Below are 10,426 nucleotides of genomic sequence, written 5' to 3'. Positions count from 1 at the left end.
GTAAGCGCTCCACGAACTACACCGGAATGGTTTCCCCCTGATTCCAAGGCAGTAACCGGTCGAGTTCATCGTCGGTCGTCAATGATGGCAGTTTGGTAAGCACTTCTACCATATAAGTATAGGGCTCAATGCCATTGGCTCGGGCGGTTTCGATCAGGCTGTAGAGTCTGGCGCTGGCATGCGCACCCTTTGGTGTCTGGCTGAAGAGCCAGTTTTTTCGACCAATGACGAACGGGCGTATGGCATTTTCCGCCGGGTTATTATCCAGCGGGATCCGACCATCCGTCAGGAAGACGGTTAGCTTGGGCCACTGTCGGTTCAGGTAGATCAGCGCTTTGCCAATGGCCGTTTTCGGCGGCACTTGATTCAAGGATTTCGTTAGCCAGACTTCCAGTTTTTCGATGAGTGCACGGCTTTGAGTGTCTCGCAAGGCCAGCCTTTCCTCCGCGCTCATCGTTTTGGCCTTTTGCTCTACGGCATACAGGCTGCGGATCAGACTCAAGGCCTGATCGGCACGGCCGACCTTGCCTTTAGGTTGTACTTTCTGGGCCTCCACGAACTTGCGGCGGGCATGCGCCCAGCAACCCACATGGGTCAGCTGATTGATCCGAACCACTTGGGCGTACCCTTCATAACCATCGGTCACCAGAATGCCCTGATAGTTTTCCAGCAGTCGCGTTGGTACCTGACCGGAACGGCTGGCGTCGTAATCGTAGAGCACTACTTGTTGCCCGGGCGGCCCACCTCGTTGTACCCACATGTACGAAGGACTGCTGGCCTTGCGATCCGGTTCGGTATTCACTTGCAGCGTAGTTTCATCCATGTGGATGACTGCACTCGCGTGCAGATGCTGTCGGCACTGTTCAATGAGGGGCTCGATCAATTCACTGGTCTGGATCATCCAGCGAGCCAAGGTATTTCTGGGCAGATCAATGCCCAACCGCTTGAACGCCCGTTCCTGCCGGTAAAGCGGCAAGGCGTCCACGTATTTGGCGATGACAGAATAAGCCAAGAGGTTGGGGCTGGCATTGCTCTTGGGTAAGGGTTGCGACGGCATGGGTGCGGTGACGACACCGTCTTCGCAGGTCTTGCAGGCATACTTGCGTCGAATGTGACGGATCACTTGGATCTTGGCGGGAATGATGTCGAGCTGCTCGCTGATCTCTTCACCGATGCAGACCAATTCGGTTCCGTCGTTATGGCAGTGCTTCTGACCGTCCGTCACGTCGTGGACAATATCCACTCGCGGCAGTTCCGGTGGCAGCGCCAGACGGCCACCGCGAGTGCGGGACTTGGCAGAGTCTGGCTTGGTCGGTGTGTCCGCGATGTCTTCTGGAACGTCGTCACTGTCTGACGCCGGTTCGCTCTCTACCAGCGCTTCGGCTTCGTCGAAGAACAAGTCTTCCTGAGGGATGTTGTACTTCTCGGTGGAAGGCCCAAAGCGGTTTTCAATCAGCAGGCGCAGTTGTTCGAACAGTTCCCGCTTCGCGGCTTCCAGAGATTGAGCCTTGCGTTCCAGAGACTCATTCTCGCGTTCCAGCGACCGGCTTTGTTTTTTTAGGCGAGTAATATCCGCCGCTTGAACACGGAGCTTTTGCTCCAGTTCAGCGATGATTTTCTGTGAGTCGGAAGCGGCGCTTGGCATGAAACTATTGTATCAAAACGCCTACAAATCAGCACCTTGAAATCAACCAGCGGCGTCAAAAAATAAGGGTTTATGAGGCTGCATCTGGGCAATGTCGTAACCGTCCAGAAGCCAGTTCAGTTGTTGGCCTGACAGGGTCATAACATCGTCACCCACTGTGTCGGGCCACTTAAATCGTTCCCGTTCCAGACGCTTATACCAGAGTACAAAGCCATTCCGCTCCCAAGCCAGAATCTTGACCTTGTCGCGTTGGCGATTGCAGAATACGAAGACCGCTTCATCGAAGGGATTCAGTTCCATCGCCTCCTGAACCAGCAGCGATAGCCCGTCGATGGATTTACGCATGTCGACCGGCTCCCGGCATAGGTAAACCGACATCGTCAGTTCTGGACGCATCATGAGACCACCGCCACACTGACAAAGCGATTGGGGCGGTGCATGTCGGGAACAACAATCTTCTGGATCATCAGTCGCTGCCGCCAGACCATCAGATCGGCGAAGCTCAATCCTTGTTCATGAGCATAACGACTCAGTGACTGGCCCAATGAAAACGCGTGGTGCAGGTGCCCCAACCAGAACGCCTGGGTGGATGTGAGTTGGTGATTCATCATCAGCCCCCTTATTGAGAGGCTTTGATTCTGGCGAATTCCGGTCAGGCGGTTAGGATGGGGTTCGTGGAGCGCTTACGAAAATTTTCTCGCATCACCAGCAGCGATTCATGATGAGGAGCACCAACCAACAGCCGGATACGAAGGCCTTCCTCGATTTTGGATGCGGCTCCAGAAGCGAGATGCCATTCCAGCTCGTGCGTTGGAGTTTCAAATTCTCACGGTAGCCCGCCCGGGAGAGGTGCGATTTGCTGAATGGTCAGAGATTGACTTTAAGGAGCGAATTTGGACTGTTCCAGGTTGGAAGCTCAAGGGTCGTAGGGACAAGAAAAAAGACCATAAGGTTCCCCTGACTGATCGGGCTATGGAGATTTTAAAAATGATGCCGCGGGACAATGGAACATACATTTTTCCAGGCTACCGGGGAAAAGAAACGATGAGCGAGAACGCTCTCAACCTGACGGTGAAAGAGATTCACCAGGTTGACATCAAGGCTGGCGAAAGCGGTTTTCTCGATCCCGAAACAAAAAAAGTTGCGACGGCTCATGGAATGCGGGCGGCGTTCAAGGACTGGGCAACGGAAATCAGCAACGTTGAAGACTACGTTTCTGAGCTCGCGCTGTCTCATATCTACACATCATCCACGCGAGCGGCTTACAAGCGGGGACAGCTGATTCCGAAGCGTCGAAAGCTCATGAAAGCTTTCGAAAAATACCTGTCCTCTTTCTCCGAGAAGGGGGGCAAGAAATAAGCCAATGGCATACGCGCCTAATTTCAAGAATCGGTTAATTAGGCGCGTCAACTACTCCGCTGATTTCAGTAATGTATTTCCTGAAAGCCCAGTGTTCTCGGAGAAAACTATGAAAATCAATCGCGATCAAAGCATTGATGTTAAACCTGTTCTGAACAGTATTCTCGGTACAATCCCCGTTGAGCCACCAGCTTTTGCGACGGTTGCCCAACAATACTATGAGATGAAATTCAGGGCGTTTGCCGGGGCGGGCATCGCTCGGAAAAACAAACGCTGAGATTGCAGATGATTCTGAAAAATACTGCCTTCCTTCGCTCGCTGATATTTCGATGTCTGAACTCGCAACAAGTGATGTTATGCTGGCGCTGAAACCCATCTGAGTAGATAAAACGCCGGATACAAACAAAATGTGTCACTTTACAATGGCTGGTTGCCAACCAAGGGCAACTGGCCACCGCTAGAGTCCTTCAAGATTTAGGGGCGAAGTTGCCGTTTCAGTTTTAAATCGTAGTAAATTACATCCCTCATGTCGCCTGCACCTATCCAGTAACCATTATAAAAAGCATAGATATTGTGGCCAACCTCCTTGACTTTGTCTCGCCCCTCGATTGATGCTATGAAAGGTCGGTTTTTGCTGACTATCGAATAGATCGTATCATCGTAACTGTTTTTATGGCGAACCAAAGCAACCTCTTCATCGGGGTTGAAGCCTTCAATTCGATCATATTGTACAGGTATAACGACTCGGCCATTCGCATCGATCATGCCTTTTTTCTTGTTGATGCTAACAGATAAATAGCCTTTGAGTTCGTTATCATAAGTGGACTTGGGGACAACGAAGTCGAAGCCTTGGCTCTGGTCAAGAATGCCATCTTTGTTATAGATATACCAGAGTTCCCCTATCTTTGCTGAGCCATGGAAGTAGATGTTTGGACACGTTAGATCTTCATAATTTCCAACTTTCTCCCAAGTGTTGGTTTCAGTATTATAGCAGCCATGTTGATTGCCTTTTTGGGCGTGTATATATTTGTCTTCACCTGCGCCAGAAAATGAGATGTCGTCGAATTGAGGTTCGAGAATTATGTTTCCATCAATGGTCATCAGGCCATATTTTTCATTTTTTTGATATACGAGTTTGTTGTTTACGGAAAAGCTAATTGTCGAGTCATCTAGGGTTAGTAAGGTTTTTCCAGACTCATTAACGATGAAGGTTTTTCCTTCGTTTATAAACTTGAATATTGTTTCTCCATTTTCGTAGTTCTCGTAAGCATAGGCCCTTTGGTCAAGCTCTTCGTCGATTATTATCTCTCCATCTCTTCTTATTAGACCCCACTTTCCATTTTTCTGATCTTGGAAAGTGAAAATATCTTTTACAACATGATGAATATCGTGAAATTTTGGTGGAAATATAACTCCGGTGGTACCGGCGACACCCTCTTTTGGGGTGCCGTTAATAATTTCTCCGTAAATTATGTAATCTTCTTTTTGTACTATTGGAGGAATCTTTCCTGAATCGAAAATAGGTGGCGTAATCTTTCTGTAATTATAGTCCATTAGGCCAGATCGAAAGCCATCCTCGCTATAAGTAAAAGCTAGGTTATACCTATCCTTGTTTTCAAACCAAGGTGTGAGTTTTTCATATTTTGCTGGTAAAAGCGTCTCGCCGCTTACTTTTTTTATTCCGCAGCCATAGTCTTTGCAGTAGAGATACTCTCTGGACTCGTAATTTTTAATCTTTTCTTCTTTTTTAATTCTTTCCAGCCTTGATATTTCAGAGTTTAGATCATCAAGGGCTTTAGTGTAATCGTTTTTTGGGGTTGACGAACAACCTATAAGTGTTAACGATATTGAAAATAAAAATGCTTGTTTTTTCATAGGTTTCTCAGTGTTGATTTTCAAATTTATTTTGATGGTTGTCTGGCCAAAGCACTGCATTTATTATCTGAATTCACGATCGAACTGGCTTCGGGCGGTTCTGGCCCAGTTTCCCATGTTTAAACTATTAAAGTAGTGATGACTCTGCTTGCTCTTTTTTACGGCGTTCTGCTTCATTAATCTGGTTAAAAGTTCGGGTAAGATCATCGTGAAGGTAGTTCATGCTCATTTCAAAGCTGAGGTGAGGCGCATCAAGTTTTATTTCTGTAGAGCCATCTCGGTAGGTCGCAGTCTTGTTGCCCACGAAAGGGATGTTTTTACTGGTAAGGGTATATTTTTGGCTGATCGCATTGTTTAGATAATCAAACTTCGACTTGGGGAAAATCGTTAGCACCCCGATTAGTATGCCTTCTTGGTTGAATATTGTGGTGACTTCCTTCAATCCGTCAAATTGTATTTGCGATACTGGAATCGAGTACATGTTGCCACTCGTATATTTATTTATTCCAGAGTGCTTGGCTTTAAATTGTTCTTTGAGCTGAGTCTCGCTTGTTTTTCCGAGCTGTAAATTAAACACTGCAGGATCCGCAAAAACAAAAGAACTTAGTGAAAGCATCAGCAATGCGATGTACTTTTTCATAATATTCCTTCTCTACCATCTTCTTTGATTGTCTTTATGCAGGGTTAACAGCTACCGGAGTCATACTCCCATTGGCTTGAAAATGGATTGTATTTTCGTTCAGCCTGGAATCGAGTCTTCCTGCCATCACTGTAGGTACGGTAGCAGTCTCCATTTGAACACCGGGTGTTGCAGGTGGTGTATCCTGCGCGAGGCGCAGGTGCTGAGGGATACAAGCTTGTGCGTTTTTTTGTAGCACTGGTATTAGCGGCTTGTTTGGGTTGGAACTCTCTAATCAGCGGTACAATTCTGTAATTGTCTGCACGGATGGCCTCCTCCTCAGCTGTTCTTCCGAACTTGTTTTTAATATCAGTTCGAGCACCATTTTTTAACAGTACTTTTGCAACACCTTGTCGGTTGTTTATGCCCGCATGCATCAGAGGTGTTACCAGTTCGTCATTGAGGTTATTGGGATTGGCACCGCTGCGAATCAGTACCTTTGCGATGTCGATATCGTTGGCGCGGTTTCCGTACTCGGTAGAATTTGCGGTTAGATGCAGAGCGGTCCAACCCTTGTCAGACTTGGCTTCTAGCCTCGCTCCAGCGGCGACAAGGGCTTGAGCTGCTTCGGTATTGCCATCAAACACAGCCCTAATGAGCGGCGTCCATTCCTGCTCGGCAGTAATGTCCGGGCTGGCCTTGGCGTTTAGCAGGGTCTGTCGAACGGTTGCACGATCGTTTAATACAGTGAGATATAAAGGCGTTGCGCCGCTGTTGTTTCTGGCGTTCCGGTCCGCGCCCGCATTAATGAGCATTTGCGCCAGCTGTGCATCGTTGGTTCGGTTGCCGTTCTTGGCTGTGTTTGCGGTGAAATGTAGAGCTGACCAGCCGTTTTCATTCTTAATGTTCACGTTTGCTCCAGCGGTGATAAGAGCTTGAGCTGCATCAGTATTGCCATCAAACACAGCCCTAATGAGCGGCGTCCATTCCTGCTCGGTAGCAATGTTCGGGCTGGCCTTGGTGTTTAGCAGGGTCTGTCGAACGGTTGCACGATCGTTTAATACAGTGAGATATAAAGGTGTTGCGCCGCTGTTGTTTTTGGGGTTCCGATCAGCACCCGCATCGATAAGCATTTGCGCTAACTGTGCATCGTTGGTTCGGTTGCCGTTCTTGGCTGTATTTGCGGCGTAATGGAGGGCTGTCCAGCCTTTATCAGACTTGGCTTCTAACTGTGCTCCAGCGGTGATAAGGGCTTGAGCTGCATCAGTATTGCCATTGAATACGGCCTGCATGAGCGGTGTCCATTTTTGATTATCGGGAATGTCAGGATTCGCGTTGGCATTGTGCAAGGTCTGTTGAACCGCTGCGCGATTATTCCATACACTCAGGTAAAGAGGGGTAGCGCCGCCACTGTTTTTCACATTTAGGTCAGCGCCTGCATCAATTAGCATTTGGGCGATCTGCACGTCGTGAGTTCGATTTCCGCTTGTGACAGGATTTGCTGTGAAATGCAGGGCTGCCCATCCAGTATCGGCTTTCGTATCAAGATTAGCCCCAGCACTGATTAGAGCTTTGATTACTTCAACTTGGCCAAAATAAGTGGCCTGTGTAAGGGCGGTGTATCCCCCCTTAATTTTGTGGTCGAGGTTTGCGTCAAAGTTGATTAGGGGAGTGATGAGCTCAACATGCTCGGTGCTTTCTGCCAACGTGGTTAGTAGTGAGCTTCCATGGTTATCTACCGGCGCATCAATATAAAAAGAAGCCTTCTCAAGTTCAGCTTGGAACTGCTCTGCAGTTAGGTTGCCGCTTTTTATGAGCGCTAGGAGCTCTTTGGCTTTTACAGAGCTCTCGTTGGCAAGTGCGTTAGCCCACTGGTAAGTATCGGTAGTTTCGTCTGCAGCCAACCCTAAAGACACAGCAGATTGGCCGTTGTCGTCAGTTTTGAAAGGGTTGATTCCTTTTTGAATCATTTTCTCGGCAGTCGCGATGTCATGCTCAGAAATTGAATCCATGAGTTTGCTTTGCGAAGCGCAGCCGGAGAGCATGATTGCCAAGCTGAATAGTATAAGAAGAGGAAAACGCATTTTATAAGCCCAATCTCCAAAGAGTTATAAGGGACATGATATATGCTGCAATTTTTTTGTTAATTGGGTTTGACCAGTCTTTACGTTTTGATTACAAGAAGTTACCAGAGGGGCTTTGGTTCAAGTCTGAGCAATATGAGATGCGGCGGCCTATCACTGGAGGCTGGGCTGTTTAAAGTTGCAAATTCTAGCCTAATTACTAATGAGTTCGAAAGTAAGCGAACATCATTTATAATGTAGGCTCCGTTCGCCAAGCTTATCGGATATTTACACACATGCGCCACGATGACGGTCGTAAACTTGATCACAAAGCATTAGAAGCCATTCGCGTTCGCGCCGCTCAACGGGTCATGGATGGCGAGAGTCCAGAAGTCGTCATCAAAGCGCTGGGGATGAGCCGAGCACGAATCTATGAATGGCTGGCTGCTTACCGCGAGGGAGGCTTTGACGCGCTCAAGGCCAAGCAGATTTCCGGTCGCCCCAAGAAACTGAGCGGCGCTCAGGTCCGGGAGCTTTATACCTGGATAACGACCTTTACGCCGGACCAGTTGAAGTTTGATTTTGCCCTGTGGACCCGGGGTCGAGTGCGTTAGCTCATCCGGCAAAAGTTCAACGTCCGGTTAAGCGATGTCTCGGTCGGTCGTCTGCTTCGAAATCTGGGGCTGACGCCCCAGAAACCCCTGCATCGGGCCTACCAGAAAAAGCCAAGAGGGGGCGTTCGGGAGGGCAGTTTTACAAAATGCTCTTACATCTGCCGTTACATACTTCCAGAAAGCAAAAAGGCCAGCTTTTAAAGGCTGGCCTAAGTGCTTGAAATGATTGGTGCCCGGAGGCGGAATCGAACCACCGACACGAGGATTTTCAATCTGTTGGTAACTGCTTTGAGCAAAACGCCACAAAACAAAATGGCCAATAAAACAAAAGACTGCCTGATTTTTGCGTTGTGAGGTGTTGTGGATTTCTGCCTTTTTTTGCCGTTCAGTGTCCCGCCAGTGTCCCACGGTTGCCCCTTAGTCTGGGACTGGCGGCTCAGGTTTAAAGCCTTAGTTTTGTGGAAATAGAAATCTGTCTAACACGGCGGTCGAGCCATTCCAGCGTTGAAAGGATTGAATCCCCCCCTGCCAATGGTTTAACCAACGTGGCGAAAATTTGCGTCAGCCTTCGGATTGATTGCCCGCACCAGTGGTTATGGTAGTAGTACAACCTGCTTCGGCAGCGATTCGTGAATAGCGCGGCTTCGAGCTCTGCGCTACCCGTGTCAGCGAACGCTCGGGAGAACCTTTTGCTCAGACCCCAACAACAAGCCCATGCCAGATAGAAAACTGTCGAGCGGTGCGCTTCTGCGTGCCCGTACAGGCGGATTGCTTAAAGTACCTTTGCTCTGCGTAGTCTCTGGCTTACACGGCCATGAGTAGGTGCGCGATAACAGTGCGCGAGTGCTTACGTTTGCTGCGTACTGCGTATCGGCTGCCAGTCGGTATTGCGCTGCTCCGGGTGCGAACCAATGGTGCGAACCTGTCGGCGTCAGGATTAGCCTAAGTTAGCCTTTGACTCGAACGTGAATGCTTGCTTTTGCTTGCTTCCGGCTGCGCTCAAACCTTCGCATTTGTTAACAGGTGGCTGGCTCAAAGTTCGTACCAAACCGGCTCAATGTTAGCTTTTGTTAACAGGCGTAGCCCGTTTCAAACTGAGGTTTTTTGAGGTTCTCAGCCGCTCAAAATGTCAACAGGCTGGCGACGTGAAAGTGCGCACTTTCTGTGCGTACCAGATGCGCACCAGTTACCGTCAGAATGGTTACTTATGGTGGTGCCCGGCGCGGTTACCAGTTGGCAGGTACAAATGAAAACTTCGAACCAAACTAGGGTTTTCTCACGCTATAGTCGATGAAGAATGCTGGGGTTTGTTGGAGTGGCGGCGCTCTCCGGTTTCAAGTTTCTTCAGGTTTTTGGCTCGATATTATTTAACAGTCCGATGTTGTTGGCGCTGTAGTCGCGTGGAATCAATCTCAAGTTTTCTCAAGTCGTTGGCAACTGTCCAGACCGTGGTTGAAAGGAGAAAAGTTGGGGACTGTCTTAACTGTGGGTTCAGCCTTTTAGTGTCTCCGAGAGTCGGCTATTGTAGTTTTTTCGTTTTGGAGCGTTGTTTACCTTGAGGCAGAGGTAGTCCCGATTGCAAACAACGCCTAGTATAGGAAGAGTAGACGACTAATTTTATCTTATGTTTGGATGGATTCTTGAAATGAAAAAATGGCACTACATTACGGAGAGTGGAGAATTTGGCCCGGTCACAGATTATGAGTTGCGAGACCTCCATGAAGCTAAAAAAATTAACTGGGATACATCGATATGGTCTGAGGGCATGGCATCTTGGGAGCCTCTAAGCTTTCACCGTAATCTTGTAAGTCGTCACACATTTTTTGTAGATAAAAGTGAACAAAAGTTATCAGCCAAGAGTGTCGAAAAAAAGCCTGAACCAAACCAACTGTCTACAAAGCTACTGCAAGAAAAAAACAATGACAGCTCAAACGGTATGGACTCAACAGTTCTGGGTGGTAGTTCAGTCAGCGTGGTTCGAGGATGGATAATCATATTCGCTGTTTTAAGCGCGCTTGCAATGCTTTTATTCCCGCCTTTTCAAGTTACCCATCAAGGCACTATTAGCAATATGGGATATGGCTTTTTATTTTCTCCGCCCATGATAAGGGGCTTGACGGCTACGGTTGCGGTTCAAGTCTTGCTGGTGCAAATGATCCCCCTCTGTCAGCCTAGTTGTCCAGTTGGCGATTTCGCCTGAATTTAACCAATCAGGGGCGGCATGGGAGCATTCATGCCACGTTATTCCGAA

11 protein-coding genes are annotated in these 10,426 nt (G+C 48.4%); 5 read left to right on the top strand and 6 right to left on the bottom strand.

The window, feature by feature from the left end:
• Positions 1-16 precede the first annotated feature (16 nt).
• Genes MWU62_RS18760 through MWU62_RS18750 form a run of 3 tightly spaced genes read right to left on the bottom strand, consistent with a single transcriptional unit; the run spans position 17 to position 2,256 of the window.
• Positions 17-1,645, bottom strand: coding sequence for an IS66 family transposase (locus MWU62_RS18760; protein ID WP_247113784.1), 1,629 nt, complete (start codon positions 1,643-1,645; stop codon positions 17-19).
• 42 nt (positions 1,646-1,687) lie between these two features.
• Positions 1,688-2,044: an IS66 family insertion sequence element accessory protein TnpB gene (tnpB, locus tag MWU62_RS18755; RefSeq protein ID WP_247113783.1), complete on the bottom strand. Its 357-nt coding sequence runs from the start codon at positions 2,042-2,044 to the stop codon at positions 1,688-1,690.
• Positions 2,041-2,256 (bottom strand): hypothetical protein, encoded by a 216-nt coding sequence (locus MWU62_RS18750; RefSeq protein WP_247116256.1) that lies wholly within the window; start codon positions 2,254-2,256, stop codon positions 2,041-2,043. Before MWU62_RS18750 ends, tnpB begins: the two co-directional genes overlap by 4 nt.
• Before the next feature lie 160 nt (positions 2,257-2,416).
• On the opposite strand from MWU62_RS18750, the gene MWU62_RS18745 reads away from it, so the two are divergent.
• Both MWU62_RS18745 and MWU62_RS18740 read left to right on the top strand, forming a co-directional pair.
• On the top strand, positions 2,417-3,004 hold the full coding sequence (locus tag MWU62_RS18745) for a site-specific integrase (RefSeq protein ID WP_247116255.1): 588 nt from the start codon (positions 2,417-2,419) through the stop codon (positions 3,002-3,004).
• A 109-nt stretch (positions 3,005-3,113) separates the two neighbouring features.
• The gene (locus tag MWU62_RS18740) at positions 3,114-3,281 is read left to right on the top strand and encodes a hypothetical protein (protein ID WP_247116254.1); all 168 of its coding nucleotides are present in this window, start codon (positions 3,114-3,116) and stop codon (positions 3,279-3,281) included.
• 197 nt (positions 3,282-3,478) lie between these two features.
• Here MWU62_RS18740 and MWU62_RS18735 read toward each other — a convergent pair whose 3' ends face one another.
• The 3 genes from MWU62_RS18735 to MWU62_RS18725 form a co-directional block, all read right to left on the bottom strand.
• Positions 3,479-4,879: a WG repeat-containing protein gene (locus MWU62_RS18735; RefSeq protein WP_247116253.1), complete on the bottom strand. Its 1,401-nt coding sequence runs from the start codon at positions 4,877-4,879 to the stop codon at positions 3,479-3,481.
• Positions 4,880-5,006: 127 nt separating this feature from the next.
• The gene (locus MWU62_RS18730) at positions 5,007-5,519 is read right to left on the bottom strand and encodes a hypothetical protein (protein WP_247116252.1); all 513 of its coding nucleotides are present in this window, start codon (positions 5,517-5,519) and stop codon (positions 5,007-5,009) included.
• Positions 5,520-5,563: 44 nt separating this feature from the next.
• Complete coding sequence (locus MWU62_RS18725; protein WP_247116251.1) at positions 5,564-7,510, bottom strand: ankyrin repeat domain-containing protein; 1,947 nt, start codon at positions 7,508-7,510, stop codon at positions 5,564-5,566.
• A 347-nt stretch (positions 7,511-7,857) separates the two neighbouring features.
• On the opposite strand from MWU62_RS18725, the gene MWU62_RS18720 reads away from it, so the two are divergent.
• The 3 genes from MWU62_RS18720 to MWU62_RS18715 all read left to right on the top strand — a co-directional run bounded on the left by MWU62_RS18720 (position 7,858) and on the right by MWU62_RS18715 (position 10,375).
• A complete protein-coding gene (locus tag MWU62_RS18720) occupies positions 7,858-8,175 on the top strand; it encodes a helix-turn-helix domain-containing protein (RefSeq protein ID WP_247116250.1) in 318 nt (105 codons plus the stop codon).
• Positions 8,176-8,178: 3 nt separating this feature from the next.
• Positions 8,179-8,376, top strand: coding sequence for a winged helix-turn-helix domain-containing protein (locus MWU62_RS18960; protein ID WP_348645665.1), 198 nt, complete (start codon positions 8,179-8,181; stop codon positions 8,374-8,376).
• A 1,444-nt stretch (positions 8,377-9,820) separates the two neighbouring features.
• Positions 9,821-10,375 carry a DUF4339 domain-containing protein gene (locus MWU62_RS18715; RefSeq protein WP_247116249.1) on the top strand — a complete coding sequence of 185 codons (555 nt, stop codon included), beginning with the start codon at positions 9,821-9,823 and terminating at the stop codon, positions 10,373-10,375.
• Positions 10,376-10,426: the final 51 nt, after the last annotated feature.

This window comes from Marinobacter sp. S6332 (genome assembly GCF_023016045.1).
Classification (GTDB): domain Bacteria; phylum Pseudomonadota; class Gammaproteobacteria; order Pseudomonadales; family Oleiphilaceae; genus Marinobacter.
The sequence above is the reverse complement of the archived record's forward strand: the minus strand, read 5'-3'. Positions and strand labels throughout refer to the sequence as shown.

Coding starts and splice junctions, on each gene's coding strand:
- MWU62_RS18760 (WP_247113784.1), bottom strand. CDS start 1,645: ATGCCAAGCGCCGCTTCCGACTCACAGAAAATCATCGCTGAACTGGAG.
- tnpB (WP_247113783.1), bottom strand. CDS start 2,044: ATGATGCGTCCAGAACTGACGATGTCGGTTTACCTATGCCGGGAGCCG.
- MWU62_RS18750 (WP_247116256.1), bottom strand. CDS start 2,256: ATGATGAATCACCAACTCACATCCACCCAGGCGTTCTGGTTGGGGCAC.
- MWU62_RS18745 (WP_247116255.1), top strand. CDS start 2,417: ATGCGGCTCCAGAAGCGAGATGCCATTCCAGCTCGTGCGTTGGAGTTT.
- MWU62_RS18740 (WP_247116254.1), top strand. CDS start 3,114: ATGAAAATCAATCGCGATCAAAGCATTGATGTTAAACCTGTTCTGAAC.
- MWU62_RS18735 (WP_247116253.1), bottom strand. CDS start 4,879: ATGAAAAAACAAGCATTTTTATTTTCAATATCGTTAACACTTATAGGT.
- MWU62_RS18730 (WP_247116252.1), bottom strand. CDS start 5,519: ATGAAAAAGTACATCGCATTGCTGATGCTTTCACTAAGTTCTTTTGTT.
- MWU62_RS18725 (WP_247116251.1), bottom strand. CDS start 7,510: ATGGATTCAATTTCTGAGCATGACATCGCGACTGCCGAGAAAATGATT.
- MWU62_RS18720 (WP_247116250.1), top strand. CDS start 7,858: ATGCGCCACGATGACGGTCGTAAACTTGATCACAAAGCATTAGAAGCC.
- MWU62_RS18715 (WP_247116249.1), top strand. CDS start 9,821: ATGAAAAAATGGCACTACATTACGGAGAGTGGAGAATTTGGCCCGGTC.